Source organism: Microbispora sp. NPDC049633 (genome assembly GCF_040675265.1).
Lineage (GTDB): Bacteria > Actinomycetota > Actinomycetes > Streptosporangiales > Streptosporangiaceae > Microbispora > Microbispora maris.
In genome coordinates, this window is record NZ_JBFAOO010000042.1 from 22,727 (window position 1) to 48,806 (window position 26,080).

The window sequence follows — 26,080 nt, forward strand, 5'->3', positions numbered from 1 at the left end:
CCCGTGAGGATCGACAGCCCGCTGCCGCCCGGATCGCGCCGGCGCGCCGACGGCGCGACGCTCGTCTGCCTGTTCGTGCTCTCCCTGCTGCTCATCCCGGCCCGGCTGGTCCTGCGCGGGCTGCCGATGTCGCTGACGCTCGCCGACGTCGTCGCCCTCCTGCTCCTCCTCGTGTGGCTCCTGGCGCAGTTCACGACCACCCTCGGCGCCGCCAAGGGCGCCAACCCCGTCCGCACCGCGATCTTCGCGTACGGGATGGCGTTCCTGACCTGCTACGGCTTCGCCAGCCTCGGATACCTGCCCTCGGACGAGCTCAACCTGGCGGACCACTCCCTGGTGCTGTTCGCCGGGTACATCGGGCTCGTGCTCGTGATGTGCGACGGCGTCAGGGGACGGGACCGGCTCGACTTCGTGCTCAAGACGGTCGTGGTGGCCGGGGCGATCGTGTCGGTCGTCGCCACGTGCCAGTACCTGCTGGAGTTCGACCCCACGACCTACATGTCCCTACCCGGATTCCGGCACACCTCCGTCGAGGGCACCGAGACCGTGATGTCGCGGGCGGACCTGCGCCGGGTGGCCGCGACGCTGGGCCACCCGATCGAGTTCGGCGTCTTCTGCTCGATGGTCCTGCCGTTCGCGGCGCACTTCGCCCTGCAGGCGCGGGACCGGGGCGAGCCGTGGCGGCGCTGGTGGCTGTGCGCGGCCCTGATCGCGGCCGGGCTGATGTTCTCGGTCTCCAGGTCGGCCGTGCTCGGGATGGTCGTGGTCGGCGCGGTGCTGTTCACCGGCTGGCCGCTCAGGCGCTGCCTGGTGAGCCTTGGGGCGCTCGCCGTGTTCCTGGGCGTGATGAAGGTGGCGGCCCCCGGGCTGCTCGGCACCTTCTACAACCTGTTCGCGAACGCCGGCTCCGACGACAGCATCCTCTACCGCACGCACGACTACCCGTTCGCGCTCACCGAGGTCACCAAGCATCCGCTCTTCGGCCGGGGCATCGGGACCTGGTATCCCTACAAGCACCAGGTGTTCGACAACCAGTACCTGCTCTCGCTGGTGGAGACCGGCGTGGTCGGCGTGCTGGCCTTCGTCGGCGTCATCGTCTGCGGGGTGGTCGTCGCGCTGCGCGCGCGGCGGCTCAGCGGCGATCCCAACGTCCGCAACCTGGCCCTGACCATCGCCGCCTGCCTGCTGGTTCCGCTCGTCGGCGCGGCCACCTTCGACCTGCTGTCCTATCCCGGCGTCACCAGCCTGATGTTCCTGCTGATCGGGGCCGCCGGCGCGCTGCTGCGCACGCTGAGGGCCGAGAACGCCGCCGCGGCCCCCGCCCCGCCTGCGGCGGAGGCGGCGCGTGCCGGGCTACGCCCCGAGGCGGTCGCGCAGCTCGGCCCAGGACCCGGCTGACAGGTCCCGGCCGCTGATCGCGCCGACCGGCAGCGGCCACGGAAGCGCGAGATCCGGATCGTCGTACCGCACGGCGAGATCCTCCGACGGGTCGTGCTCCCGGTCGATGCGGTAGCACACGTCGGCCTCGGTCAGCGCCTGGTAGCCGTGCAGGAGGCCCGGGGGCACGTACAGATGGGCGAACGTCTCGTCGTCGAGCAGCACCGTCAGGTGGCGGCCGAAGGTCGGCGAGCCGGGCCTGGCATCCACGAGCACGTCCAGGACGGCGCCTCGGGCGCACCGGACGAGCTTGGCCTCGCCACGCCCCGAACGGCCGTGCATGCCGCGGACGGTGCTCTTACGGGAGCGAGACTGGCTGTCCTGGATGAAGGCGGCGGGGTCGAGCCCGTGCTCGGCTGCGACGGCCGCGTCGAAGGTCCGGGTGAAGAAGCCGCGCTCGTCGTGGTGGGGCGTGGGGACGAACAGCAGCACGCCCTCCAGGGCGAGTCGCGTCACTTTCACATGTCTGTAGTCGCGGCGGACGGGCCGGCCGTTACGCCGCCTCCGCCGGGCCGCCCCGCCCGCTCACTGCGGCAGCACCCGCATGCGCCTGGAGGGCCGCAGCAGGGCCACCAGCGAGGCCCGTGCCGTACGCCGGCCGGCGAGCGCGCGCAGCGCCTCGCCGAGAACCACGGCGAGATAGAAGGCGAGGGAGGAGACGGGCCCGCGCCGCCGCCGGAACAGCCGCACCCGGTTCGTCGTGAGCAGCGCGGCCAGCACCGGGTTGACGTTCGCCTCGCCGCCGATGTGCTCGACGACGGCCTCGGGCTCGTACCAGAGCGTCCAGCCCCGGTCGGCCGCCCGCAGCGCGAACTCGGTCTCCTCGCTGTAGAGCAGGAAGGACTCGTCCCACGGCCCGAGGTCGCGTACGGCCGCCACGGAGACGAGCAGGGCGGCCCCGGTGGCCCACTCGGCGGCGCCGGGCGTCCGGTAGCGACGGGGATCGGTGATCACCTCGCCGAGCCGTCCGACGCGGCCCGCGAGCCGTCCGCCGATCACCGCCTCGGCCAGCGCGCCGCGTACGGTGGGGGCGCGGCGCAGGGAGGGATGCGTGTGGCCGTCCGGGCTGACCAGCCGGGGTACGGCAATGCCGTGACCGGGGGCGCGCAGCGCGGCTGCGAGACGGGTGAGCGCCCCTTCGCGGGTGCGGCAGTCCGGGTTGAGGATGGCGACCGCGTCGACGCGGTCGAGGTGTCCCTCGCGGTCGAGGGCGGCGATGCCCGCGTTGATGGCCGCCGCGTAACCGGCGTTGCGGCCCAGCGGCACCACCGTCGCCCCGGCCCGCTCGGCCAGCGGCACGGACTCGTCCCGTGACGCGTTGTCGGCGACGACCACCCGCACGAGGTCGGCGCCTCGCGCGCCCGCGGCGAGCGACTCCAGGCACTCTGCCAGCACGCGCGCGCTGTTGTAGGTCACGACGACGACCGCGATCCGCGGGGTCTCGGACATGCGGCCCTCCGGGGGTCGGGAACTGCCCGCCAGGCGCATGCTAGAGGCGGCGCACCCGGGAGGCAACGCATTCCTCGATCTTCACCCTGGTGGTGCCCGCCGGAACGTGGCCGGGTGGGCGTCACCGCTCAGCGGACGCGGTCGTAGACCATGGCGATTTCGCCCAGCTCGCCGGTCCGCTGATGTGCGAGCGTCCACTTCGTCGACGGCAGGCCGTCGTCGAACAGCCGCCGCCCGCCTCCGGCGATCTCGGGGAGGATCATGAGGTAGAGCCGGTCGAGCAGGTCCGCCGACAGGAGCGGCTTGATGACACTGGCGCTGCTGTTGACGAGGATGTCGCCCTCGCCGGTGGCTTTGAGGCCGGCGACGACCTCGGCGGCGGGAGCGTTCACCACGCGGGTGCGTTCCCACGGCGCCTCGGTCAAGGTGGTCGAGAGGACCACCTTCTCCGTGCCGACCAGCCACTTGGCGTATCCGCGATCACGCGGGTCGGCGTTGTCGTCCTCGGCGACCGGCGGCCAGTAGCCCATGAACCCCTCGGCGTTGATCCGGCCGAGCAGCGCCGTCGTCGCGTCCGCCCAGATGCGGTTCATGTGGTCCCGCGCGACCTCGGTGGTCACGTAGGGAACGAACGCGGCGAAATCGCCGGGCCCGCCGGGACCGTGGTAACGCCCGTCGAGGGTGAGGCTCAGGTTCGCGGTCACCCTGCGGCCGGTCGAGTGGGTCATCTCGTGCTCCTCGTGTCCGTGTCGTGCTCGGTGTCGTGCTCGGTGTCGTGGGGGTCGGCGGCGAGAATCGCCGCGAGTCTGTCGAGGCTCTGGCCGAAGCCGATCTCGATGCCCGCGATGAAGTCCGCGGATTCGACGGTGCTGTCGCTGACGCGGAAGAGGACGTCGAGGTCGGTGCCGGTGCCGGTGCCGGTGGGCCGGAGGCCGAGGTCGACATGGGCGGTGAAGGCGAGGCCGCCGCCGGGAAGCAGCGGGGAGAGCCGGTACGCGAGGTGTTCGTGGAGGCGCACCTCCTCGACGGTCCCCTCCGCGTGCCCGGCGACCAGGTCGGAGCCGTCGGCGTCGTCCGCGTCACGATACTGCTGGACGATCCGCCCACCCGGCCATGCCTCGAACGCGAGCTCGGAGACGCGTAGGTCGTCGGGCGTCCACCAGCGGGCGAGCAGGGCGGCGTCGGTCAGATGACGCCAGACCAGCTCCGGATGCCCCTGCAGAGACCGGTGGAACCTGAACGTGCGGCCGTCGGCCCATCCCGGCTCCTCCGCGGCGAGTCGCTCCGCGTCGAGGCTGAGCCCGTAGCGGTCGAAGGTCTCGCGCGCGCCGCCGGCCTGGTCGGCGGTGTCGGCGAGCCGGCCGAGCGCGGCCGCCAGCTCCCGCAGGGATTCGGGCCGCAGCGCGTAGACACGGCGCTGTCCGGTGCGCTGTGAGGTGACGACGCCGGCACGTTCGAGAGTCTGCAGGTGCTTGGTGGTCTGCGGCTGGCGCGCTCCGGAGAGCTGGGCCAGGACGCCGACCGGGCGGGGCCGCTCGGCCAGCAGGTTCACGAGCCGCCAGCGGGCCGGGTCGGCCAGTGCGGTGAGGAGTGCCTCCATGAGGATGAGTATTCCCCTCAGAGAATATTCGTGTCAAGGAATAAGCTGTGGCCGGACGCGGCGCTGTAACACGGGCGGATTCGCCGCACGATATTCAAGTCGGAGCCTCGCCGTTCCGTGTGCGGTGGCGAGCGCGGGGGCGACGGATCGGGACGTACACCTTTCAGCCGGCGGCGAGGGAGAGATCGATGCAGGAGACCCAGGCGTTCACCTTCCGTCGGGAGGACCTGTTCCCGCTGGCCGACCGCCGGCGCCAGGACTTCCTCGACGCCGCGCCGTTCCGGCACGTGGTGATCGACGACTTCCTGCCGCCCGGCGTGCTGGAGCCGATCCTGGAGGAGTTCCCGGAGCCGCGGGACGCGAGCTGGCAGCAGTTCGACAGCTCGCGCGAGATCAAGCTCGCGCTGTCGGACACCGAGCGGATGGGACCCGCCACCCGCCACCTGCTCGCCGAGTTCAACGGTCAGGTGTTCGTCGAGTTCCTCGAACGGCTGACGGGGATCACACAGCTCGTCTCCGATCCGCACCTGGAGGGCGGCGGCCTGCACCAGATCAAGCCCGGCGGGTTCCTGAAGGTGCACGCCGACTTCAACCGGCACCGCAGGCTCAACCTCGATCGCCGGCTCAACGGGCTGCTCTACCTCAACAAGGACTGGAAAGAGGACTACGGCGGCCACCTGCAGCTCTGGGACAAGGACATGACCCGGTGCGAGCACAAGATCCTGCCGGTCTTCAACCGCTTCGTCGTCTTCGCCACGACCGACGACGCGAACCACGGGCATCCCGACCCGCTGACGTGCCCGGACGACCGCGCCCGCCGTTCGATGGCGCTGTACTACTACACGAACGGCCGGCCGGAGGAGGAGACGGGCGCGGACCACACGACCCTCTTCAAGCAGCGGCCCGGCGAGCAGTGGAAGAGCAACCTGCGTCAGACGGTGAAGCGCTGGACGCCCCCGGCGCTGGTGGACCTGCTCAACCGCGACGGCAAGGCGTAGCCGGACGGGGCGCGGCAGGCTCGCCGCCGGTATTTCCGGCGTGGGACGGACCCGCCCGGTACGGTGATGGCGGCCGGAGATCCGCCGGGCTGCACGGCGCCGACAGGCCCGCCCGACGGGCTTAGGGGGGAGAGCGCGGTGAGTCGCATCACGTCATGCCGGTGTGTCCGAATCGCCCGTGGAATCGGCCCGGCGTGCGCCGGGCGGTGACGAGGCGTACGGCGGTCCTGCTCGCGGGAGCCGTACTGGTGACCTCGCAGACCGCGTGCCAGGCGACCACGGACGGCGGCCCGGGCCGCTCCACCCCTCCGGCGAGGCCGTCCGCGCCCACCACGCCGAGCCCCGCGCCCTCACCGTCGCGGCCGGCGGCCTGGCCGGGACCTGACAACACCGGGGTGCCGAAGGGGACGAAGCTGCGCCCGTCCGGATCGATCACCGTGACCAGGGACGGCACGGTCATCGACGGCCTGGAGGTGCACGGCGCGATCACGGTCGAGGCCGACGACGTGATCATCCGCAACACCAGGGTTCGCGGTACGCCGGGGTGGTGGGGGATCCTCCAGCGGCAGGGGCACTCCGGGCTGACGGTCGAGGACGTCGAGATCTTCGGCAACGGCAGGGAGCGCACGCAGTTCGGCGTTCTCAACCAGGGTGTGATGATCACCGTGCGGCGGGCGAATATCCACACGATTTCCAACGGCATCAGCACCGAGCAGGGTCTCATCGAGGACAACTACGTCCATGATCCGAAGCTCTACAAAGACGATCACGTCGATATGATCATGTCGTCCGGACCGCCCGCCCGGGGAACCGAATTGATCATTCGCCACAATACGGCGGTCAATACGCTCGACCAGACCAGTGCCATCGCGTTGTTCCAGGATTTCGGCGTGATCCGGAACGTGACGGTGGAGGGCAACCTGCTGGCGGGCGGCGGCTGGGCGTTGTACGCGGGGGCGGGCGTCAAGGGCACCTCGTCGAACGTCAAGGTCATCGGCAACGTCTTCAGCCGCAGGGTGTGGCCCAAGGGGGGATTCGCCGGTCCGGTGGCGTACTGGGACGCCCGCGGCCGCGGGAACGTCTGGCGGGACAACGTCTGGGAGAGCGGCGGGAAGGTAACGCCCGAATAACACCCGTTGTCGCCTGAATGCGATTTATACGCGGATTGGGACGCATGTAGATTGCGCTGAAAATGGTTCCTTTTGCGAAAACAGCCCACATTGTGTGTCAGGTGTGGCTACCCTCCCGAAGGAGCCTCCCCCTATAGAGGCGGACAGTCGGCATTACCGTGGACCGGAAGGAGTCGACTGTGCGGATATATAAGGACGCCCGGAAAAGCGGGCTGCTGGTCGTGGCGGGTCTGTCCGCCCTCGCCGTCCTCGCCGGCGGCGGATGCGGCGTCAGCGGCCAGGACGCGTCCGACGGGACGGTCGCGCTGACGGGCGCCGGCACGCGGGACGGCACGCGAGACGGCACGGAGCAGGACGCAGGGGCGGAAGCGCGGGCGGCCGGTGCCGAGGCGGTCAGGGCCTCGCCCTCCTCCCGCCGCGGCCGCAAGGGGGCGACGCCGGCTCCCGCAAGCCGGCGGAACCCGTATCCGGCGGTCACCTGGTGGACCACCCTGCCACCCCGGAGGGGACACCGGCCCACTGTACGGCCCACTCCGAGGGTGTCCTGGACGGCGAGACCGTCGGCCTCCCCACGTCCGGGCATCCCGGCCGGCCCTCCGCCGGACGCGTCGCCGACCCTCATTCCGACGACTCGCCCGACGACTCGCCCGACCTTCTGGCCGACGAGACGCCCGACGACCCGCCCGACCTCCTGGCCGACCATCCGGCCGACGGTGCGTCCCACGCGCAGTTCCTCTCCCAGCGCCGTCCCTTCGCGCAGCGCGACCCCTTCGCGGAGTGCCACCCCCTCGCGCAGCGCGAGTCCCTCGCCCGACGTGACGCCCACGCACAGCCCGGCGCACAGCGCGACACACAGCCCGGCACACAGCCCGGCGCACAGTCCCGCGCAGAGTCCGGCGCAGAGCCCGTCGCGTACCCCCTCCCCGGACCGGCCCTCGCCGACGCCGTCGAGGTCCGCGTCCGCCCGTCCTTCCCCGACTCCCTCGAACGGGCCGACGCCGCCGCGTACGGGTGACTGGCCGGGCCCGGGCAACACGGGCGTCCCCGCGGGCGTCACGCTCAAGAGGTCCGACTCGCTCGTCATCACGAAGGACGGCACCGTCATCGACGGCCTGGATGTCTACGGCGACATCACGGTGGACGCGGACAACGTGACCATCCGCAACACGCGGGTCCGCGGGCAGCGGGACTACTGGGGGATCCTCCAGCGTGAGGGCCACTCGGGGCTGACGGTCGAGGACGTCGAGGTCTTCGGCAACGGCAAGGTGCGCACCCAGTTCGGCATCCTCAACCAGGGCAGGATGATCACGATCCGGCGCGTGGACATCCACACGATCTCGAACGGCATCTGCACCGAGCAGGGCGTGGTGGAGGACTCCTACCTCCACGACCCCAAGTACTACGCGGGCGACCACACGGATATGATCATGAGTACCAGCGCGCCGGCCAAGGGCACGCAGCTGATCATCCGGCGCAACACGGTCATCAACACGCTCGACCAGACCGGCGCCATCGCGTTGTTCCAGGACTTCGGGGTGATCCGCGACGTGACGGTGGAGGGCAACCTGCTGGCGGGCGGCGGCTGGGCGTTGTACGCCGGGGCGGGCACCAAGGGCACCTCGTCGAACGTCAAGGTCATCGGCAACGTCTTCAGCCGCCAGGTGTGGCCCAAGGGCGGGCACGCCGGTCCGGTGGCCTACTGGGACCACGAGGGCTCCGGCAACGTCTGGCAGGGCAACACCTGGGAGGACGGCGGGGCCGTGAACCCCGGCAAGTCGTGACGACGACGAGCGGCCGGACCCTCGACGGGGCCCGGCCGCTCGTCCGGCGTCAGGCGCGCCTGTAGGCGATTACGGACTTCACCAGGCCGGCCAGTCGTTCGAACCGGATCCGCGAGCCGGGGAAGTAGTGCCGCATCTCCGTCACGCTGAGCAGCTCGACGTCCATCACGATGCGCCGCGCGGCCTCCCGATCGGAGGTCGGCGTGTGGATGAGCGGCCAGCGACGGAGGATCTCCGTCCGGGCCGTCAGCGGGAGGAACTGGAAGCCGGGGAACAGGAAGTGCGGCTCGACCGGGAAGTAGCGGTAGGGGGTCTGCACCCAGTGCCGGTCGGCCAGGGCGTGCACGGTGTCGGCGAAGATCTGCCGGCGCTGGTGACCACCCACGTGCTCGATCACCGCGTTGGAGAAGACCAGGTCGTAGCTGCCGCTCCGGATGGCGGCCGGCAGGTCGCAGGCGTCCGCGACGTCGGCGCGCAGCCAGGACGGCAGGTCCGCCGGCGGCTTCTCCAGGTTGACGATGTGCACGTGGGCCGGTCTGACCGGGGCGCGCAGCCAGGCTCCGGCCGTCCCGCCGAGGTCGATCACGTTCATCCGGTCGAGGTCCGGAAAGCACTCGGCGAACCAGCTCCACCGCCGCGCCCGGGCCTTCGCGCCCAGCGAGCCGGGAGCGTCGACGAAGCGGTTGCGCAGGGCGTTCAGACGGCTCATGGGCGGGGCCTCTCTGCTGCGGGGGCTCCTCGGGGCGTGCGGAGACTGTCCGATGCCGGACTGATCATCAGCCCTTGCCCTCGTAGGCGAGCGCGACATCCTCCGGCAGCCGCTCCAGATCGGAGACGCGCAGGAAGTCGCGGAGTGTGGTGCCGGTGCACGCGCAGTCGACGTTGGGCGCCTCACGCCGCGCGATGACGTCGTCCACGTTGACCGTACGGAAGTCGATGCTGAAGCGGGTCCTGCCCGACGTGTTCGGCACCGACGAGTGCAGCTGGTTGCCTGAGAAGATCATGACGCCGCCCGGCTCGGGCACGAGCGTCACCCGGGGTTCCAGCTCGATCGGCTCCTCCGGCTTGGGCTGCTCCCGGGTGTCGGTGCCGATGTGCTGCGCGGCGTTGAACCGGCTGGTCCGGTTCCACTCGTCATAGTCGTAGCGGGCGGACCCGTTCTTGACCGGGGTGCTCCAGTAACGCGGATGGAACGTCATCACGTTCTCGGGCACGACCTCGTAGATCGGGATCCACCAGTTGACCTGGCTCAGAGGCGCCGAATACCAGGTGTCCCGGTGGGGGTGGAACGCGTAGGCGATCCCTGTGGTGAGGTAGTCGTCGGAGGTGGACGACCGCATCCTCGGCACGTCGAAGTACGTCCGGTCGGCGTCGCAGCCGAAGGAGAGCAGCAGCGCCCGCAGCAGTTCCTTAGCGCGCGGGTGGTGGATGAACGTCGGCTTGAGCTCGGCGAGGATCGCGGCGAACTTCTCCACGGGCAGTTCGTACTGGGCCGTTTCCGGGTCCAACGCGCCGAACGCGTCGCCGATCAACTCCCGCGCGAACTCGATCAGCGCCAGGGACTCGGGACGGGCCGGATACAGGAAGACCTGCCCCTCGTAGAGGCGTGTGCGGCGCTCTTCGTCCGTCAGAAGGGGACCTGAGAAGATAACGGTCACGGTACGGCTATCGCCTTTCTGGAGTCTTCTGTTACCTGTGCTCGGCGTACCAGGCCAGCGTCCGCCGCAGCCCCTCTTCCAGGCCGACGACCGCCTTCCAGCCGAGGATCTCGGCGGCCGGCCCGGTGTCGGCGGTCTGGGCCACGTCGAGGGGACGGTCGGCGACCGCGCCGAACCGCGGCCGGAGTGGGGTGCCGGAGATCCGGAAGAGCATCTCCACGGTCTGCCTGACGGAGGTGAGAACCCCCGTGCCGACGTCGAGCACCTGCCCGGCGGCCCGGTCGCTCTCCCCGGCCAGGACGAACGCGTCGACCACGTCGTCCACGTACACCCAGTCGGCCCGCTTGCTCCCGCTGGTGAGACGTGGCTCCTCATCGCGCAGCAGAGACAGCGCCAGGTATGGCACCAGCTTCCGGGCGTCCCGCTGGCCGGGACCGTAGACCATGGTCGGCCGCAGCACGGTGACCGGGACGCCCCACAACCGGTGGAACAGCTGTGCGTAGCCGGTGGCCGCCCATTTGGCCATCGCGTACGGCGACGGGGGTGGCGACTGCTCGTTCGCGGGCCGGGGCTCCTCGCTGGAGCCACAGAGGATCACACGGAGCCCGGAAAGGGCCGCGGCGTGACTCAGCAGGTTCACCGTGGCCAGGAGATTGCTCTCCAGCGTGGGCGGCACGAGGCCGACGTCCCTCGCTCCGTCGACCTCGCCGGCCAGGTGGAAGACGACGTCCGGGCGGATCTCGTGGAGCAGCGCCCCGATCGTCTCCCGGTCGCGGAGGTCGGCCGCGTGCCAGATCGCTCGTTCACCCAGGCCTGGGTCCTGCCGGTGTGCCGCACTTCGGCTGACGGCGTGGACCTCGGCGCCCCTGCCGGCGAGCCGGAGGGCGAGACGGCTCCCGATGAATCCCGACGCTCCCGTGATCAAAACCTTCCTCCCCACCCATGGCGGTTCTTCCGGCCGTACGGGTGACGGCGGTCCGGAGGAAGGGGGCCGGGCCATGCGCTCTCCCTTGCTGCTCGATCATGCTGTGTCTCGGCAAGGGAGACGGTCCGGTCGAGAGCCGGGTTGACGGCGAGAACAATGTTCGGGGCCGCTAATGCGAAAAGGGACCCGTCCGAAGACGGGTCCCTTCTCTGGTGGTTCGCTCAGCCGATGGTCCAGGTGTCGCCACCGTGGAGGAGGTCGGCGAGGCTGCCGGTGCCCTTGTCGGTCGTGGCCGCCTGCACCTGCTCGTTCAGCAGGTGGTCGTAGGACGGCCGGTCGACCGAGCGGAAGACGCCGATCGGCACGTGCTGGAAGGCCGGCTCGTCGAGCCTGGACAGCGCGAACGCCAGCGACGGGTCGGGGTTGTGGGCGTCGTGGACGAGGATCTCGCTGTCGGCCACCTCCGAGCGCCGGACGACCTCGACGCCGCCCGTACGCGACAGCCGTACGGCCTGCTCGTTGTCGCCGGTGCCGAAGACGATCGGCTGGCCGTGCTCCAGCTTGACGGTGATCTCGTCGCGGGTGGCCGGGTCCTTCAGCGTGTCGAAGGCGCCGTCGTTGAAGATGTTGCAGTTCTGGTAGATCTCCACCAGCGAGGCGCCGCGGTGCTCGGCGGCCTGGCGCAGCACGCTCTGCAGGTGCTTGCGGTCGGAGTCGATGGTGCGGGCGACGAACCCGGCCTCCGCGCCGATCGCCAGGGAGATCGGGTTGAACGGCTTGTCCAGCGACCCCATCGGCGTCGACTTGGTGATCTTCCCGATCTCACTGGTCGGGGAGTACTGCCCCTTGGTCAGGCCGTAGATCCTGTTGTTGAACAGCAGGATGTTCAGGTTGACGTTGCGGCGCAGCGCGTGGATCAGGTGGTTGCCGCCGATCGACAGCGCGTCGCCGTCGCCGGTGATGACCCACACCGACAGATCCGGCCGGGAGGCGGCCAGCCCGGTCGCGATGGCCGGGGCCCGCCCGTGGATGGAGTGGAAGCCGTAGGTGTCGAGGTAGTACGGGAAGCGCGAGGAGCAGCCGATGCCGGAGACGAAAACGATGTTCTCCCGGCGCAGGCCCAGGTCGGGCAGGAAGGACTGCACCGCGGCCAGGATCGCGTAGTCACCGCAGCCGGGGCACCAGCGCACTTCCTGGTCGGACTTGAAGTCCTTCATGGTCTGCTTGGCGTCGGTGCGGGGGATCAGGGCCAGCCCCTTGCCGTTGAGGCTCCCGTTGAGGGTGTCAGTCACTTTCGATCACGTCCTCAATGACGGCGGCGAGCTCGGCGGCCTTGAACGGGAGCCCGCGCACCCGGTTGTAGCTGATCACGTCGACCAGGAAACGGGCCCGCAGCAGCATGGCCAGCTGGCCGAGGTTGATCTCGGGCAGCAGCACCTTGTCGTAGGAGCGCAGGACCTCGCCCGTGTTGGCCGGCAGCGGGTTCAGGTGCCGCAGGTGCGCCTGGGCCACCTTGTGACCGGCGGCGCGGACCCGGCGGGCCGCGGCCGCGATCGGCCCGTAGGTCGAGCCCCAGCCGAGCACCAGCACCCGGGCGTCCCCGTCGGGGTCGTCCACGGTCAGGTCGGGCACGTCGATGCCGTCGATCTTGGCCTGGCGCAGCCGGACCATCCGGTCGTGGTTGTCGGGGTCGTAGGAGATGTTGCCGGTGCCGTCGGCCTTCTCGATGCCGCCGATCCGGTGCTCCAGCCCGGCGGTGCCGGGCACCGCCCACGGCCGGGCCAGCGTCTCGGGGTCCCGTTTGAACGGAAGGTAGGTCGTGCCGTCCTCACCGTTGGGAGCGGTGGTGAACTGCACCGAGATGTCGGGCAGCTCGTCGATCTCGGGGATGCGCCACGGCTCGGACCCGTTGGCCAGGTAGCCGTCCGACAGCAGCATGACCGGCGTGCGGTACTTCAGCGCGATCCGGCCGGCCTCGACGGCCATGGTGAAGCAGTCCGAAGGGGTGGCCGGGGCCAGCACCGGCACCGGCGACTCGCCGTTGCGGCCGAACATCGCCATCAGCAGGTCGGTCTGCTCGGTCTTGGTCGGCATTCCGGTGGACGGGCCCGCCCGCTGCACGTCGACGATGATCAGCGGAAGTTCCGTGGTCACCGCCAGGCCGACGGTCTCGGCCTTCAGCGCGACACCGGGACCGGAGGTGGTGGTCACGCCCAGCGACCCGCCGAAGGAGGCTCCGAGGGCGGCGCCGACACCGGCGATCTCGTCTTCGGCCTGGAAGGTGCGGATGCCGAAGTGCTTGTGCTTGGACAGCTCGTGCAGGATGTCGGAGGCCGGCGTGATCGGGTAGGAACCGAGGAACAGCGGCAGCTTGGCCTGCACCGACGCCGCGATCAGCCCGTAGGCCAGCGCCTGGTTGCCGGAGATGTTGCGGTAGGTCCCCGGGCGCAGGGTGGCCGGCTTGATCTCGTAGGAGACCGAGAACGACTCGGTCGTCTCGCCGTAGTTCCACCCGGCCTGGAACGCCGCGATGTTCGCCTTGGCGATCTCGGGCTTGCGGGCGAACTTGGCCTCCAGGAACGCGACCGTGCCCTCGGTCGGCCGGTGGTACAGCCACGACAGCAACCCGAGCGCGAACATGTTCTTGGCCCGCTCGGCGTCCTTCTTGGAGATGTCGTAGCCTTCGAGCGCCTTGACCGTCAGCGAGGTCAACGGCACCGCGTGCAGCCGCCACTCGGCCAGGGAGTCGTCTTCGAGCGGATTGCCGTCGTAGCCCACCTTGGACAGGTTGCGCTTGGTGAACTCGTCGGTGTTGGCGATGATGTCGGCGCCCTTGGGCAGGTCGCCGAGGTTCGCCTTCAACGCGGCGGGGTTCATCGCCACCAGCACGTTGGGGGCGTCGCCGGGGGTCAGGATGTCGTGGTCGGCGAAGTGCAACTGGAAACTCGACACCCCGGGCAGGGTGCCCGCGGGGGCGCGGATCTCGGCCGGGAAGTTGGGGAGCGTCGACAGGTCGTTGCCGAACTGGGCCGTCTCCGCCGTGAACCGATCACCGGTGAGCTGCATTCCGTCGCCCGAGTCACCCGCGAACCGGATGATCACGCGGTCGAGTTGCTGAACCTGCTTGGTCACAGCTCCTCAGTCCTCCTTGACGCGCCCAGGCCAGCCTGCTTGTGGCACGTTGTCATATCCATGCTAGATCCATCGGGGTCACGCTGGTTTTTCGTAGATGCGCACTTGAGGTGCGGTCTACCGGGACTTTCCACGCCTGTGGCGCGTTCCCGTTTGGTGCCTGGCCGCCGGGGGCGGCGCACCGTCAGCCTCGCGAACCTTCCGGGCGACACAGGCCCGACGCGAGCCGGCACAGGTCCAGGTGCAAGCGGGCGACGAGCTTGATTCGGGTCACGATCCTCAACTATATGCGCGGGACTCACATGTGACCGCCAAGTGTTCAGCCCTTGAGATCGTGCCGGGGTTATCCTCGAAGTCTGGAGGCGGTATGAGTGGATATTTCGGCTCATATGCCGTGGTCGTCGCCCTCTTCCTCGTCGGCATCGCGATCTTCGCCGGCGGCCTGTTCGTGAACCGCATGTTACGACCCAGCCGGCCGACCCCCGAGAAGCTCACGACGTACGAGTGCGGAGTCGACCCGGTCGGCGAGGGCTGGGCGCAGTCGCAGATCCGCTACTACGTCTTCACCTATCTCTACGTGGTCTTCGCCGTCGACGCCGTGTTCCTCTTCCCCTGGGCCACCGTCTTCGCCGCGCCCGGGTACGGCATGACGACGCTGGTGGAGATGTTCGTCTTCCTCGCGTTCATCGCGCTCGGCATTCTGTACGCCTGGCGCAAGAGGGTGCTGGGCTGGACGTGACCCGACCGGCCACGGGGAGGACAATGGACGGCATGGCGGTGACCGCATGCCCGTGAACGATCTCCCGATGCCCACGGTGGGGCCGGTGTCCCGGCTGGCGCCCAAACCGATGAAGTTCGTGCTGAACTGGGGCCGTCGCTACTCCCTGTGGGTCTTCAACTTCGGGCTGGCCTGCTGCGCCATCGAGTTCATCGCCACGTCGATGAGCAGGCACGACTTCATCCGCTTCGGGGTGATCCCGTTCGCCAACGGGCCCCGGCAGGCCGACCTGATGATCGTGTCGGGCACGGTGACGGACAAGATGGCCCCGGCCGTACGCCGGCTGTACGAGCAGATGCCCGATCCCAAGTACGTCATCTCGTTCGGCGCCTGCTCCAACTCGGGCGGGCCGTACTGGGACTCGTACTGCGTCACCAAGGGCGTCGACCAGATCATCCCGGTGGACGTGTACGTCCCCGGCTGCCCACCCCGCCCCGAGGCGCTGCTGCACGGGATCATGAAGCTCCAGGAGAAGATCGCGGCCGAGACGCTGGAGGACCGCTACCTGCCGGAGGCGGACGCATGAGTGCGGACGCCGTGCGCGAGCGGTACGGCTCACGCGTCACCGACTCCTTCGGCCAGGACGTGCTCGACGTGGACCCCGGCGAGTGGGTCGAGGCGCTGGCGTTCGCGCGATTGGCCGGGTTCGAGTTCTTCGACTGGCTGACCGCCGTGGACGAGCCGCCCGAGGCGTTCGCCGTCGTGGCCCACGTGTTCGACCCGGTCGCGTTCGCGCACCTGCTCGTGCGCACCCGGGTCCCGCGCGCCGACCCTCGCCTGCCGACCGCCACCGGTGTCTTCCGCGGGGCGAACTGGCACGAGCGGGAGACGTACGAGATGTTCGGCGTGGTCTTCGACGGCCACCCGGACCTGCGCCCGCTGCTGCTGCCGGACGGTTTCGAGGGCCACCCGCTGCGCAAGGACTTCGTGCTGGCCGCCCGCGTCGCCAAGGCCTGGCCCGGAGCCAAGGAACCGGGGGAGTCCGGCCACGGCTCGCCGAGCCGCCGAAGGATGTCGCCCCCGGGCGTGCCGCCCGACTGGGCCTCCGGCTGAGAGGGGTTCCATGGCCGAGGTGCTCGACGTCGCGGTCCGGCTGGTCGTCGTGGTGGCGGCGTTCCTGCTGCTGCCGCTGATCGTCGGGCAGATGGAGCACAAGGCCATGGCCCACATGCAGTCCCGCCTCGGGCCGATGTACGCCGGCGGTTTCCACGGCTGGGCCCAGCTCCTCGCGGACGGCGTCAAGTTCGTCCAGAAGGAGGACGTGATCCCGGCGGCGGCCGACCGGCGGGTGTTCGCGATCGCCCCGGCGGTGGCGCTCGTGCCGTACCTGGTCGTGATGGTCGTGATTCCGGTCGGCCCCGGGCTGGCGGCCGTGGACCTCGACGCGGGGCTGTTCTTCGTGCTGGCGGTGATGGGCGTCGGCGTGCTCGGGGCGATCATGGCCGGGTGGGCCTCGGCCAACAAGTACAGCGCCCTGGGCGGCATCCGGGCCGCCGCCCAGCTCATGTCGTACGAGCTGCCGCTGGTGCTCGCGGCCTCCAGCGTGGCGATGGCCGCGGGCACGTTGTCCCTTCAGGGCATCGCCGAGCAGTGGCGCTGGTGGTGGCTTCCCTGGCAGGCGATCGGCGCCTTCGTCTTCTTCGTCGCCGGACTGGCCGAGCTGCGCCGGCCGCCGTTCGACATGCCGATCGCCGAATCCGAGCTCATCATGGGCCCGATGACCGAGTACACCGGGTTTCGCTTCGCCCTGTTCATGCTCGCCGAGTACGCCGGGATCGTCGTCCTGTCCGCCCTGACGACCGTGCTGTTCCTCGGCGGCTGGCAGGGCCCGCTCCTGCCCGGACCGGTCTGGACGCTCGTCAAGGTCTTCGCCCTGGCCTTCGTCGTCATCTGGGTCCGGGTCAGCTATCCCCGGATGCGCGAGGACCAGCTGCAGAAGTTCGCCTGGACCGTCCTTGTGCCCCTCGCCCTCCTCCAGCTCGCCCTCACAGGCGTCGTCAGGGTCCTCACAGCCTGATCGGCCTCACAACGGGCACCTCCACCCCGGCCACCCCGCCGTCGCCTCGTCCTCCCACACCTGCAGCGTCTTGCCGCGGAAGCTGGTTTCCGCGTGGCTGCTCGCCCAGTCCACGAGGGCCGCAGTCTGCTGCACCTTGCCGTTCTTGAACCATGAATGGCTCTCCGCCTCGCTCCGCGCCAGCACGTTGTGGTCCACGAAGCATTGGACGACGGCGACGAGAGCCTGGCCCCGTCGTTCTGCTTCGCTTGCCTCAGTAGCAGGGGGCGATTCTCTCCGGGTGCAACTCGCCAGCATCTGGGTGCAGACGGCGACGGCCAGGAGGCCCGCCAGGTGACGCCTGATCATTGTTGCAACCTCATCGCGTCCTGCGCCTCTTTGACCCATTCCGTGAGAGTCTTCCCCGAGTACCTTGTGTCGGCATGCCGGCTTACCCAGTCGACCATCGCCGCGTTGGGAGCGACAACGCCGTTTTTCGCCCAGCTTGCATCGTCGGGCGGATCGATCGCGCCGGCCAGTATCAATCCCTGTAATACGGGAGCCTCGACATGCAGGACCTGAGAACGAAAGTCGTCCGCGTTGCTTCTGAACGCCTGAAGGGCGTAGTCGGTGTCGAACTTGGCGCTGAGCGGCGGGGCGGCCAGGGCGACGAGGATCTGCGTGATCGTCCCTGGGCCGAGTGGATTGCTGAAACTCAATGCGCCGAAGCCTCCGCTGATTACCGAGATCGCGGTCTGTGTGCGTGTGGCTTGTTCGTCCTTCAGTTGTTCCTCGGCGAAGTGGTGGTCGCCCTGAATTCTCTGGATCATGCCGTAGAGGCCACCCATCTCCCGTAGGTAATTCTGATCTGAGGGGTCTCTGATTGTGGCGGCGACGGCAACGCTTATACGCCCGTCCATCTTTCCCTTGTAAGCACCGAACTCTTTCGGTTCCTGCAGTGCCTGCCCGAACAGAGCCTCCAGTTCAGCCGGCCGTACGACAGCAGCCCAGGGATTTGCGGCATCCTCGCCTCTCTGCATCGCGATGGATGCGGTGAACTCATGACTTGCCGAGGCGGCGAAATCGGGGAGGTGCCGGTCGGCGGTGTAGATCAGCGCGTGCCGGATCTCTCTGGGAAGCACCGTCTGCGGGTGGAGCTTGGAGAACTCGGCGGTGGCTTGGACTATGTGGACGACGGACCAAGCCGACTCCTTGGCGTCCACTGAGGTGCCCCGCTCCGCTGAGACGGCGGCCTTGAGGAAGGCGGCCGTGGAGGAAGAAGTGTCGACCTTCCCTGGTGGTTCGAGGTAGCCGGGGGCGGCATCCCTGCTGACTGGATCGAGATAGGCGCTGGAGTACAGGCTCGCGTCGTAGCCGGGGGTGTGCCAGGAGTCGCTGACGAGCATGCGGGCGTACTTGGGGCCGGTGGCAGGATCGCCCAGCACGTGCCGGGCGGCCATTCCGTTCTCCGCGGCCCGCTGGAGGACGGCCCCCACGGCGTCGTACTCCGCCATCAGTCGCTGGTGACGTGAGGCGTCGACGTCGGTCTCCAGCTTGCCTCGGGTGGGCGGCCAGATGGTCTTGCCGGCGGCGCGGGCGTCGAGCATGGCGCGGGTCAGGTCGGCGAGCAGGCGGGAGTCCCACGACCTGCCCTCGGGGCCGTACTTCACGAGCATGCCGACCGACCAGGGGTCGGAGCTTCCGGTGAGGGTGGCGCGGGTCGCGGCGGGCAGCAGGGGGCGGCGGTCCGTGCCCGTGCCGACGCGCATCTGGCTGGCGGCGGCCAGGGACGCCCCGAGCGCCCGCAGTACGCTCACGCTCTCCGCGCTGAAAAGGGCGCTACCCGCCCGTTCGTAGAGCGCGCGGGCGGCCCGCAGCGCGAGCGGGCCCGCTCCCGCCCAGAAGGCCGCCTGGTAGTCCTTGTCGGCCAGGTGCCGCCGCAGACTGTCGGGCAGTCCCAAGAGGGCGATGCGTGCGTCCTCGGGGTCCTTGGCCGCGAGGGCGGCGGCCAGCGTCTCCGCGTCGCGCTGGCCCTGGTAGCCGCTCTGCCCCGTCGCCTCCCAGTCCAGCCGTACGTGGGGCGGCCGATGGAAGGTGAGGCCGGGAACGCCGGGCGCAGGACCCAGCGCGCTCCAGCCCTGCTGCCGCGCCAGTTCGTACGCCCTGGTCGTCCGGGCGTCCATGTCGCGGACGTCGTCGAGCGCGGCGGCGATGAGGCCGGGCAGCGCGGTGACCGCGACTTCGCCCCCCCATTTCTGCATTTTCTGCTGTATGAGCGGACTATGCCGGGCCAGCAACTCATGAAGCTGTTCCAGTCGTTTGGTCAGCTCCTTGAGATTTTCGGGATCGACTCCGACGAATTCCCCCATGGCGATCCTTCCCGGTGCGGCGGCCTACGAGGCGGCTTTGCGGCGCTCCGCCTCCTCCACACGGGCGATCAGGTGCGGCTGCTCGGCGAGCACGGCGTCGAACAGCCTGGTGAGCTGGGTCCTCCTGGCGTTCCAGCCGGTCGCCCAGCGGTCGGCCGCCGGGCCCTGCCAGGTGTGGTCACCGAACAGGGCGGGGACGGCGCTGAGCATCTGGAGGATCTCCCGCACGGCGGTGGCGGCCGCGGCCATGTCCGCCCGGCATTCGGCGATCTCCGGTGACGTCACTGGCCCTCCCGTTCCTCACGGCCGACGCACCGTAAAGCCTAAGGAAACGCCGATCGGTCAGCCAGGGATATGTGCGACGACAACCGGGATTACCGAATGACTATGGGAGATAAATGCCGTATTCGGCGAGATCGGCGGTGAGGTTCGGAGGCAGGGACGCGGCGGCCGAGACGTCCTCGGCGGAGACGAAGCCGCCGACCTGGTCGCGTACACGCACGATCTGGTCGGCGAGCGCGGGGGTCAGGCCGGGCAGGCCGGCGATCACCGACGCGGGGGCATGGTTGACGTCGACGAGACCGCCGTCGTCGTATTGCCGGGGCAGGTCGGGCCGCCCGATCCGCAGCTCGCGCGCCATGACCGGATCGTGCTGCGCCAGTTCCCTGGCCTGCTGCCGCAGTGCGCGGCGCTGCTGAGCGATGGCCAGCGCGTGCTCGTTCCCGGGCGCGTACGGCGTGGCGTCGCCGAAGACCTGTCGCCTGACCGCGAGCGAGTGCACGGTGCCGAAGAGCCAGGGCCCGAGCATGCACAGGACCATGACGATGGACGCCAGAGCCGGCGCGTCCATGCCCTCGTACAGCTCGGACAGGTAGATCCAGGCTCCGGTGGCCGTGGCGTACCCGGCGGAGGCGGCCCCGTACCACGCGCTGCGCTTGCGGATGGCGGCGTACAGCATGCTGAAGGGAGTGCCGAAGCCGCAGGTGTACAGCGGGGCGAGCGCCCACAGGTAGCTTGGGGCGCTGGAAGGCCGCCGCACCGGGGGCGGTGGGGATGGCGGCATCGGCGGGGAAGGGGGTGGTGGCACGGGCGGCTGTGCATGCGGCGCCGGATGCGCGCCGTAGGGGCCCGGCCACTGCTGCCCGTACGGTCCCCGTTGCCGGTACGGATTCTGTGGTCCCTGCCCCTGCGGCCCCTGCTGTCCGTTCCCCTGCGGTCCGTGCGGACCGTTCCCCTGCGGTCCGTGCGGACCGTTCCCCTGCGGTCCGTGTGGTCCGTGCCTCTGCGGCCCCTGCGGTCCCTGTCCATGCGGTCCGTGCGGACCGTTCCCCTGCGGTCCGTGCGGTCCGTGCGGTCCCTGCGGTCCCTGCGGTCGTTGCGGTCCGGGCGGGTAACCTCCCGGCCCCCCATAGCCGTTCATGGTCCAGACGATACGGATATGTCGGTGTTTGCGCTGCCCCCTTCTCCCCACACGCTGTGGACAACCTGGGGATGACCATGTGGATGATGTGGAAAACCGTCGGGATGGAGTCACACGTTCACTCGCCGCCGATAGTGCGCGATGATGAGCGTGTGGCGCGCATTCCAGGAGAAGGGCTGGCCAAGGGCCTGGCCGTGACGATGCGGCACATGCTGCGTAAGTCGGAGACGCAGCAGTACCCGGAGGTCCATCCCGACCTGCCCGCCCGGAGCCGGGGCGTCATCGCCCTGGTCGAGGAGAACTGCACCGTCTGCATGCTGTGCGCGCGGGAGTGTCCCGACTGGTGCATCTACATCGACTCCCACAAGGAGACCCTGCCCGCGCCCGAGGGCGGCCGTCCGCGCGCCCGCAACGTGCTCGACCGCTTCGCGATCGACTTCTCGCTGTGCATGTACTGCGGCATCTGCATCGAGGTGTGTCCCTTCGACGCGCTGTTCTGGTCGCCGGAGTTCGAGTACGCGGAGTACGACATCCGCGACCTCCTGCACGAGAAGGACAGGCTGGGCGAGTGGGCCGCGACCGTGCCCCCGCCGCCGGCACACGAGGTCGGCGCCGAACCGCCGAAGGAACTGTCAGCAGGTTCCCGCCCGGCGCCGGCCGGCCGTACGGCGCGGCCCGCGCAGGTGAAGGGACCGGCCGAGGGCGCGTCCGCGGCCCAGGACACGGCGCAGGACCCGGCCCAAGGGACGGCACAGGACACGGCACAGGACACGGCGCAGGGGACAACCCAAGGGACGGCGCGCGAGACCGCGCGACCGGCGGCCGAACCGGCGGATGCCCCGGAGAGCCGCCCGCGGCGTGAGCCGCCGAGAGCCATGCGCGACATCCGCTCCATCCGGCCGCCGGGCTCGCTGCCCAGGAAGAACGGATCGTCGCCGGAGAAGAAGGACGGGCCCGAGGGGGAGCGATGACCTCCCAGGCTCCGGGGTTGTGGCCGCCCTCGGGGCCTGAGATCGTCTTCCTGTTGCTCGGCGCCGTCGCCGTCGGCTCGGCGCTGCTGGTCGTCACGACCAGGCAGCTCGTCCACGCGGCGCTGTGGCTCGTCGTCTGCTTCGGCGCGCTCGCGGGCGGCTACCTGGTGCTGACCGCCGAGTTCGTCGCCTGGGTGCAGGTGCTCATCTACGTGGGCGCGGTCGTGGTGCTGCTGCTGTTCGGGATCATGCTGACCCGCGCGCCCATCGGGCCCTCGGCCGGCCTCGACTCCGGCAACCGGTGGGCCGCCGCGCTGGTCGCCGTCGCGACCGCCGCCGTGCTGGTCACCGTGGTGGTCACCGGCTTCCGCTCGGCGTACGCGCCGCTCCGGCCCGGCCAGGGGTCGGCCGGTTCTCTGGGGGCGAGCGTCTTCCGCACCTGGGTGCTGCCGTTCGAAGCGCTGTCGGTGCTCCTGCTCGCCGCGCTGATCGGCGCGATCGTCCTGTCCCGCACCGACATCAGGGGGCGGGAATGACCTCGTTATCGGCCAGACCCGCGGTCCGAAGGCGGTGAACGCGATGCACGTCGTCTACCCGGTGGTGGTCTCCGCCCTGTTGTTCTCCATCGGTGTGTACGGCGTGCTGGCCCGGCGCAACGCGATCCTCGTGCTGATGTCGGTCGAGTTGATGCTCAACGCGGTCAACCTCAACCTGGTGGCCTTCGACGTCTGGCTCGCGGACCGTCTGCACGGCGGTCAGGTGCTCACGCTGTTCGTCATCGTGATCGCCGCGGCCGAGGTCGGCCTGGGGCTGGCGATCGTGCTGGCGGTCTTCCGCACGCGGCGGACCGTCGACGTCGACCGGTTGCGCGCGCTCGCCGAAGTCGTACGGACACCCGGCTCGGGGCGCCCGGAGGGGGAGGACGTCTCGTGATCGCCGTGGTGGCCCTGATCGTCCTGTTGCCGTTCGCCGCCGCGGCGGCCGGGCTGCTCGCGACCCGCCTGGGCACCCGGAATCTCGGCGCTCGCGGCGAACCGGCGGCGTACCGGCGGGCGGCGTGGATCGCGGTCGTCCCGGTCGCGGTGTCGGCGGCGCTCACAGTGTGGCTCGCCGCGGCCCTCGCGCGTGGTGCGGCCCCGGCGGACGGGCGCTTCTGGTCGGAGCTGCTCCCCGGGCGGGCCGAGGGCACGCTGACGCTGGTCGAGACGGGAACGGCGCCGATCTCCCTGACTCTGCGCGCCGACGGATTGTCAGTGCTCGCGGGCATCCTGGTCGTCGTGGTCGCGCTGGCGGTGCAGGTCTACTCGGTCGGGTACATGCGGGACGAGCCCCGCTACCCGTCCTACAGCGCGTTCGTCAGCCTGTTCACCAGCGCCATGCTGCTGGTGGTCTACGCGGGAGACCTGATCGTCCTCTACGTCGGCTGGGAGATCATGGGCCTGTGCTCCTACCTGCTCATCGGGCACTGGTGGGAGGACCGGGCCAACTCCCGGGCGGCGGTCAAGGCGTTCCTGGTCACCCGGCTCGGCGACGTCGGCTTCCTGTTCGGGATCTTCATCCTCGGCACCGCCGCGGGCAGCTTCCGGATCGACGACGTCCTGCGCGCGGACATCCTCCAGCACGCCGGAAACAGGGGCGCGCTGATCGCCGCGACGCTGCTGCTGCTCGCCGGGGTCGCGGGCAAGAGCGCGCAGGTGCCGCTGCAGACCTGGCTGCCGGACGCGATGGCCGGGCCCACCCCTATCAGCGCGCTCATCCACGCGGCCACGATGGTGGCCGCGGGGATCTTCGTCGTCGCCCGGCTCTATCCCGCCTTCCTCGCGGCGCCGCCCACGCTCGACGTGCTGGGCGTGGTCGCGGCCGTCGGCATGCTGGGCGCCGCGCTGGCCGCGCTGGCCCAAAGCGACCTCAAGCGCGTGCTGGCCTACTCGACGATCAGCCAGCTCGCCTACATGGCCGCCGCGCTGGCGGCCGGGTCCGACCGGGCGGCGATGTTCCACCTGGTGTCGCACGGTGCGTTCAAGGCCCTGTTGTTCCTCTGCGCGGGCCTGGTCATCCACCACGTCGGGTCGAATCTGATCAGCCACATGGGCGGGCTGCGCACCGCCCTTCCCGTGACGTTCTGGACGATGACCATCGGCTTCGCCGCCCTCGCGGGACTGCCGCCGGCGAGCGGCTTCTTCAGCAAGGACGCGGTGATCTCGGCGATCGAGCACGGCACGGGTCCCGCCCAGCCGTTCGTGCAGGCGTCGGCGCTGCTGACCGTGGGCGTGACCGGGGCGTACGCCGCCCGCGCGTGGCTGCGCACGTTCTTCGGTCCCACCCGGATCGAGCCGCTCGCGGAGCCGCCGCCCGGTGTCGCCCACGTCTTCGACGGCAGGGAGGCGCCCGCGTCGATGCTGTGGCCGGCCGGCGTGCTGGCCGTGCCCGCCCTCTTGCTCGGCCTCGCCGGTCCGATGACCGGCGTGGAGATCGAGTGGGGGCCGGCGGCCGTCAGCCTCGCCGTGGCGCTGCTCGGCGCGGGGATCGTGTACGCCGTGTGGCGGGCCGCGCCCGAGCAGGACCCCGCCCGCGTGCTCGGCCCGTTCCGGGTGCCGTGCGAGCGTGCCTTCTACGTCGACGCCGCGTACGCGGCGCTGGTCGCCCGGCCCGTCCTGCGCCTGGCCCGGGGAGTGGTACGCGCGGACGCGCGGCTGGTGGACGGCGCGGTCCGGGGTTCGGGCCGGGCGACGCTCGGCCTGTCCACCCTGGTGCGGTTCGCCCAGAACGGCAACGCGCAGCTCTACGTCACCGGCCTGCTGGCCGGGATCGTGCTGATCGCGGTCGCGGCGGTGGTGCTGACATGACGCGGCTGGCGCACAACGGCGGCACGCGGCTACACGCGGTGGTGGTGACGACGTGAGCTGGCTGCCGATCACGCTCGTCGCCGTGCCGCTGCTGGGAGCGCTCATCGCCCCTGCCGTCCGGGACAAGGCGGTGACCTGGGGGATCGCCGTCTCCGCCGTGGTGCTGGCCCTCGCCGTCACGCTCGCCGCGGTCTTCGACCACGCGCGCCCCGCCGCCATGCAGCTGCGGACCGACCGGCCGTGGATCCCCGGCCTCGGCCTCCGGTTCCACCTGGGTGTGGACGGCGTCTCGCTGCCGCTCGTCGTGCTGACCGCGTTGCTGACGTTCCTGTGCTTCGTCCACCTCGCGGGGCACCCGCCCGCGGGGGGCCGCACAGGCACGCTGGTCGTCACGCTGCTCGTGCTCGAGGTCGGCATGATCGGCACGTTCCTCGCCCTCGACCTGCTGCTGTTCTTCGTGTTCTTCGAGGTCGTGCTCGTCCCGATGTACTTCGTGATCGCCCTGTGGGGCGGCGCGGGCAGGCGGGCGGCGGCGCTGAAGTTCATCCTCTACACGCTGCTCGGCTCGGCGATCCTCCTCATCGGCCTCCTCGTGGTCTGGACGCAGGCCGGCACCCTCGACATGGTCGCGCTGGCCGGGCGGCACGGCTCGGGAATCGCCCGGTCCGCGCAGATCGTCGCGTTCCTCGCCATCGGGCTGGGTCTGGCGGTGAAGACGCCCATGTGGCCGCTGCACACCTGGCTGCCCGACGCGCACACCGAGGCGCCGACCGTCGGCTCGGTCCTCCTCGCGGGCGTGCTGCTCAAGATGGGCTCGTACGGCTTCGCCAGGATCGCGATCCCGGTGCTCCCCGAGGGCGCCGCGGCCCTGGCCCCCTGGCTCGGCGCGCTCGCCGTCGTGGGCATCGTGTACGGCTCGCTCGCCTGCCTGGCCCAGCGCGACCTCAAACGGATGATCGCCTACTCGTCCGTCGGCCACATGGGCTTCGTGCTGCTCGGGTTCGCCTCGCTCACGCCGGTGGGCCTGAACGGCGCCCTGTTCGCCAACGTCGCCCACGGGCTCATCACCGGGCTGCTGTTCTTCCTCGCCGGAGCCGTGAAGGAGCGGTACGGCACGGCCGACATGCGACGGCTGGGCGGCGGCATGCTGCGCCGCCTGCCGTACGTCGCGTCGCTGCTGACCTTCGCCTGCGTCGCCTCGCTGGGCCTGCCCGGCCTGGCCGGGTTCTGGGGGGAGATGCTCGCGTTGCTCGGCGCGTTCCGCCCGGCCGCCGAGCTCTCCCGGCCGCTGTTCCTCGTGTTCATGGCCGTCGGCGGGCTCGGCACGGTGCTCACGGCGGCCTACTTCCTGCGCATGCTCTCCCGGGTGACGCACGGCCGGCCGGTCGAGACGATCCCGCCGGGGCCGCCGCTCGCGACCGCCGAAGGCGTACGCGCGGTGCTGAGCGAGGCGGGGGAGGGCGCCGAACCGGTCGAGCCGGTCGCGGCCGGGGCCGCGGTGGCCGCTCTGGAGGGGGAGGCCGACGTCGTGGTGGACGCCGAAGAGGCCGGTGCGACGGGCGCCGCCCAGGCCCGCGGGGCAGGCGCCGG

The 26,080-nt window shown here is 70.4% G+C and carries 28 protein-coding genes; 14 read left to right on the forward strand and 14 right to left on the reverse strand.

Annotated elements, in window-relative coordinates:
• Positions 1-3: 3 nt before the first annotated feature.
• Positions 4-1,398, forward strand: coding sequence for an O-antigen ligase family protein (locus AB0J39_RS13830; protein WP_363464099.1), 1,395 nt, complete (start codon positions 4-6; stop codon positions 1,396-1,398).
• On the opposite strand, the gene AB0J39_RS13835 is transcribed toward AB0J39_RS13830, so the two are convergent.
• The 4 genes from AB0J39_RS13835 to AB0J39_RS13850 form a co-directional block, all read right to left on the reverse strand.
• A complete protein-coding gene (locus AB0J39_RS13835; protein ID WP_363464100.1) occupies positions 1,354-1,893 on the reverse strand; it encodes a dTDP-4-dehydrorhamnose 3,5-epimerase family protein in 540 nt (179 codons plus the stop codon). The genes AB0J39_RS13830 and AB0J39_RS13835 overlap by 45 nt on opposite strands.
• Positions 1,894-1,962: 69 nt before the next feature.
• The gene (locus AB0J39_RS13840; protein WP_363464101.1) at positions 1,963-2,886 is read right to left on the reverse strand and encodes a glycosyltransferase family 2 protein; all 924 of its coding nucleotides are present in this window, start codon (positions 2,884-2,886) and stop codon (positions 1,963-1,965) included.
• Positions 2,887-3,014: 128 nt separating this feature from the next.
• Positions 3,015-3,614, reverse strand: coding sequence for a dihydrofolate reductase family protein (locus AB0J39_RS13845; protein WP_363464103.1), 600 nt, complete (start codon positions 3,612-3,614; stop codon positions 3,015-3,017).
• Positions 3,611-4,486 (reverse strand): metalloregulator ArsR/SmtB family transcription factor, encoded by an 876-nt coding sequence (locus AB0J39_RS13850; protein WP_363464104.1) that lies wholly within the window; start codon positions 4,484-4,486, stop codon positions 3,611-3,613. The genes AB0J39_RS13845 and AB0J39_RS13850 overlap by 4 nt, the downstream gene beginning before the upstream one ends.
• A 188-nt stretch (positions 4,487-4,674) precedes the next feature.
• Here AB0J39_RS13850 and AB0J39_RS13855 point away from each other — a divergent pair, with 188 nt between their 5' ends.
• Positions 4,675-5,484: a 2OG-Fe(II) oxygenase gene (locus AB0J39_RS13855; RefSeq protein WP_363464106.1), complete on the forward strand. Its 810-nt coding sequence runs from the start codon at positions 4,675-4,677 to the stop codon at positions 5,482-5,484.
• A 148-nt stretch (positions 5,485-5,632) separates the two neighbouring features.
• On the opposite strand, the gene AB0J39_RS13860 is transcribed toward AB0J39_RS13855, so the two are convergent.
• The gene (locus tag AB0J39_RS13860) at positions 5,633-5,944 is read right to left on the reverse strand and encodes a hypothetical protein (protein ID WP_363464107.1); all 312 of its coding nucleotides are present in this window, start codon (positions 5,942-5,944) and stop codon (positions 5,633-5,635) included.
• Between the two features lie 13 nt (positions 5,945-5,957).
• On the opposite strand from AB0J39_RS13860, the gene AB0J39_RS13865 reads away from it, so the two are divergent.
• The 3 genes from AB0J39_RS13865 to AB0J39_RS13875 all read left to right on the forward strand — a co-directional run bounded on the left by AB0J39_RS13865 (position 5,958) and on the right by AB0J39_RS13875 (position 8,395).
• A complete protein-coding gene (locus tag AB0J39_RS13865; protein WP_363464109.1) occupies positions 5,958-6,614 on the forward strand; it encodes a right-handed parallel beta-helix repeat-containing protein in 657 nt (218 codons plus the stop codon).
• A 481-nt stretch (positions 6,615-7,095) separates the two neighbouring features.
• Positions 7,096-7,629 carry a hypothetical protein gene (locus AB0J39_RS13870; protein WP_363464110.1) on the forward strand — a complete coding sequence of 178 codons (534 nt, stop codon included), beginning with the start codon at positions 7,096-7,098 and terminating at the stop codon, positions 7,627-7,629.
• Between the two features lie 121 nt (positions 7,630-7,750).
• Positions 7,751-8,395, forward strand: a complete 645-nt coding sequence (locus AB0J39_RS13875; protein WP_363464112.1) for a hypothetical protein — start codon at positions 7,751-7,753, stop codon at positions 8,393-8,395.
• Positions 8,396-8,444: 49 nt separating this feature from the next.
• On the opposite strand, the gene AB0J39_RS13880 is transcribed toward AB0J39_RS13875, so the two are convergent.
• From AB0J39_RS13880 to AB0J39_RS13900, 5 genes are all read right to left on the reverse strand, one after another.
• Positions 8,445-9,104 carry a class I SAM-dependent methyltransferase gene (locus AB0J39_RS13880; RefSeq protein ID WP_363464114.1) on the reverse strand — a complete coding sequence of 220 codons (660 nt, stop codon included), beginning with the start codon at positions 9,102-9,104 and terminating at the stop codon, positions 8,445-8,447.
• A 67-nt stretch (positions 9,105-9,171) separates the two neighbouring features.
• On the reverse strand, positions 9,172-10,053 hold the full coding sequence (locus tag AB0J39_RS13885; RefSeq protein ID WP_363464115.1) for a phytanoyl-CoA dioxygenase family protein: 882 nt from the start codon (positions 10,051-10,053) through the stop codon (positions 9,172-9,174).
• Between the two features lie 31 nt (positions 10,054-10,084).
• On the reverse strand, positions 10,085-10,978 hold the full coding sequence (locus tag AB0J39_RS13890) for an NAD(P)-dependent oxidoreductase (protein WP_363464117.1): 894 nt from the start codon (positions 10,976-10,978) through the stop codon (positions 10,085-10,087).
• A 221-nt stretch (positions 10,979-11,199) separates the two neighbouring features.
• On the reverse strand, positions 11,200-12,270 hold the full coding sequence (locus AB0J39_RS13895) for a 2-oxoacid:ferredoxin oxidoreductase subunit beta (RefSeq protein ID WP_363464118.1): 1,071 nt from the start codon (positions 12,268-12,270) through the stop codon (positions 11,200-11,202).
• Positions 12,263-14,110 carry a 2-oxoacid:acceptor oxidoreductase subunit alpha gene (locus AB0J39_RS13900; RefSeq protein WP_363464120.1) on the reverse strand — a complete coding sequence of 616 codons (1,848 nt, stop codon included), beginning with the start codon at positions 14,108-14,110 and terminating at the stop codon, positions 12,263-12,265. Before AB0J39_RS13900 ends, AB0J39_RS13895 begins: the two co-directional genes overlap by 8 nt.
• Positions 14,111-14,477: 367 nt before the next feature.
• Here AB0J39_RS13900 and AB0J39_RS13905 point away from each other — a divergent pair, with 367 nt between their 5' ends.
• The 4 genes from AB0J39_RS13905 to nuoH all read left to right on the forward strand — a co-directional run bounded on the left by AB0J39_RS13905 (position 14,478) and on the right by nuoH (position 16,905).
• Entirely contained in the window at positions 14,478-14,849 is a 372-nt protein-coding gene (locus AB0J39_RS13905) for an NADH-quinone oxidoreductase subunit A (RefSeq protein WP_363464122.1), read from the forward strand.
• A gap of 109 nt (positions 14,850-14,958) precedes the next feature.
• A complete protein-coding gene (locus AB0J39_RS13910) occupies positions 14,959-15,414 on the forward strand; it encodes an NADH-quinone oxidoreductase subunit B family protein (protein WP_346225149.1) in 456 nt (151 codons plus the stop codon).
• On the forward strand, positions 15,411-15,941 hold the full coding sequence (locus AB0J39_RS13915) for an NADH-quinone oxidoreductase subunit C (protein WP_363464123.1): 531 nt from the start codon (positions 15,411-15,413) through the stop codon (positions 15,939-15,941). The genes AB0J39_RS13910 and AB0J39_RS13915 overlap by 4 nt, the downstream gene beginning before the upstream one ends.
• A 10-nt stretch (positions 15,942-15,951) precedes the next feature.
• Entirely contained in the window at positions 15,952-16,905 is a 954-nt protein-coding gene (gene nuoH, locus AB0J39_RS13920; RefSeq protein ID WP_363464124.1) for an NADH-quinone oxidoreductase subunit NuoH, read from the forward strand.
• Between the two features lie 6 nt (positions 16,906-16,911).
• Here nuoH and AB0J39_RS13925 read toward each other — a convergent pair whose 3' ends face one another.
• The 4 genes from AB0J39_RS13925 to AB0J39_RS13940 all read right to left on the reverse strand — a co-directional run bounded on the left by AB0J39_RS13925 (position 16,912) and on the right by AB0J39_RS13940 (position 20,292).
• Positions 16,912-17,103 (reverse strand): hypothetical protein, encoded by a 192-nt coding sequence (locus AB0J39_RS13925; RefSeq protein ID WP_363464126.1) that lies wholly within the window; start codon positions 17,101-17,103, stop codon positions 16,912-16,914.
• 146 nt (positions 17,104-17,249) lie between these two features.
• Positions 17,250-19,253 carry a hypothetical protein gene (locus tag AB0J39_RS13930; RefSeq protein WP_363464127.1) on the reverse strand — a complete coding sequence of 668 codons (2,004 nt, stop codon included), beginning with the start codon at positions 19,251-19,253 and terminating at the stop codon, positions 17,250-17,252.
• A gap of 24 nt (positions 19,254-19,277) precedes the next feature.
• Positions 19,278-19,538 (reverse strand): hypothetical protein, encoded by a 261-nt coding sequence (locus tag AB0J39_RS13935; RefSeq protein WP_363464129.1) that lies wholly within the window; start codon positions 19,536-19,538, stop codon positions 19,278-19,280.
• A gap of 100 nt (positions 19,539-19,638) precedes the next feature.
• A complete protein-coding gene (locus AB0J39_RS13940) occupies positions 19,639-20,292 on the reverse strand; it encodes a helix-hairpin-helix domain-containing protein (RefSeq protein WP_363464131.1) in 654 nt (217 codons plus the stop codon).
• 533 nt (positions 20,293-20,825) lie between these two features.
• Between AB0J39_RS13940 and AB0J39_RS13945 the strand changes: the two genes are divergently transcribed.
• From AB0J39_RS13945 to AB0J39_RS13965, 5 genes are all read left to right on the forward strand, one after another.
• Positions 20,826-21,644, forward strand: coding sequence for a 4Fe-4S binding protein (locus AB0J39_RS13945; protein WP_363464132.1), 819 nt, complete (start codon positions 20,826-20,828; stop codon positions 21,642-21,644).
• Positions 21,641-22,180 (forward strand): NADH-quinone oxidoreductase subunit J, encoded by a 540-nt coding sequence (locus AB0J39_RS13950; protein WP_363464133.1) that lies wholly within the window; start codon positions 21,641-21,643, stop codon positions 22,178-22,180. Before AB0J39_RS13945 ends, AB0J39_RS13950 begins: the two co-directional genes overlap by 4 nt.
• Positions 22,181-22,223: 43 nt before the next feature.
• Positions 22,224-22,577, forward strand: coding sequence for an NADH-quinone oxidoreductase subunit NuoK (nuoK, locus tag AB0J39_RS13955; protein ID WP_363464134.1), 354 nt, complete (start codon positions 22,224-22,226; stop codon positions 22,575-22,577).
• Positions 22,574-24,490, forward strand: coding sequence for an NADH-quinone oxidoreductase subunit L (locus AB0J39_RS13960; protein ID WP_363464135.1), 1,917 nt, complete (start codon positions 22,574-22,576; stop codon positions 24,488-24,490). Before nuoK ends, AB0J39_RS13960 begins: the two co-directional genes overlap by 4 nt.
• A gap of 52 nt (positions 24,491-24,542) precedes the next feature.
• On the forward strand, positions 24,543-26,080 hold a 1,538-nt coding region (locus tag AB0J39_RS13965; protein ID WP_363464136.1), incomplete at its 3' end, for an NADH-quinone oxidoreductase subunit M.

Coding starts and splice junctions, on each gene's coding strand:
- AB0J39_RS13840 (WP_363464101.1), bottom strand. CDS start 2,886: ATGTCCGAGACCCCGCGGATCGCGGTCGTCGTCGTGACCTACAACAGC.
- AB0J39_RS13845 (WP_363464103.1), bottom strand. CDS start 3,614: ATGACCCACTCGACCGGCCGCAGGGTGACCGCGAACCTGAGCCTCACC.
- AB0J39_RS13850 (WP_363464104.1), bottom strand. CDS start 4,486: ATGGAGGCACTCCTCACCGCACTGGCCGACCCGGCCCGCTGGCGGCTC.
- AB0J39_RS13855 (WP_363464106.1), top strand. CDS start 4,675: ATGCAGGAGACCCAGGCGTTCACCTTCCGTCGGGAGGACCTGTTCCCG.
- AB0J39_RS13860 (WP_363464107.1), bottom strand. CDS start 5,944: ATGACCGTGCCGTCCCTGGTCACGGTGATCGATCCGGACGGGCGCAGC.
- AB0J39_RS13880 (WP_363464114.1), bottom strand. CDS start 9,104: ATGAGCCGTCTGAACGCCCTGCGCAACCGCTTCGTCGACGCTCCCGGC.
- AB0J39_RS13905 (WP_363464122.1), top strand. CDS start 14,478: ATGAGTGGATATTTCGGCTCATATGCCGTGGTCGTCGCCCTCTTCCTC.
- AB0J39_RS13910 (WP_346225149.1), top strand. CDS start 14,959: ATGAAGTTCGTGCTGAACTGGGGCCGTCGCTACTCCCTGTGGGTCTTC.
- AB0J39_RS13915 (WP_363464123.1), top strand. CDS start 15,411: ATGAGTGCGGACGCCGTGCGCGAGCGGTACGGCTCACGCGTCACCGAC.
- nuoH (WP_363464124.1), top strand. CDS start 15,952: ATGGCCGAGGTGCTCGACGTCGCGGTCCGGCTGGTCGTCGTGGTGGCG.
- AB0J39_RS13930 (WP_363464127.1), bottom strand. CDS start 19,253: ATGGGGGAATTCGTCGGAGTCGATCCCGAAAATCTCAAGGAGCTGACC.
- AB0J39_RS13950 (WP_363464133.1), top strand. CDS start 21,641: ATGACCTCCCAGGCTCCGGGGTTGTGGCCGCCCTCGGGGCCTGAGATC.
- nuoK (WP_363464134.1), top strand. CDS start 22,224: ATGCACGTCGTCTACCCGGTGGTGGTCTCCGCCCTGTTGTTCTCCATC.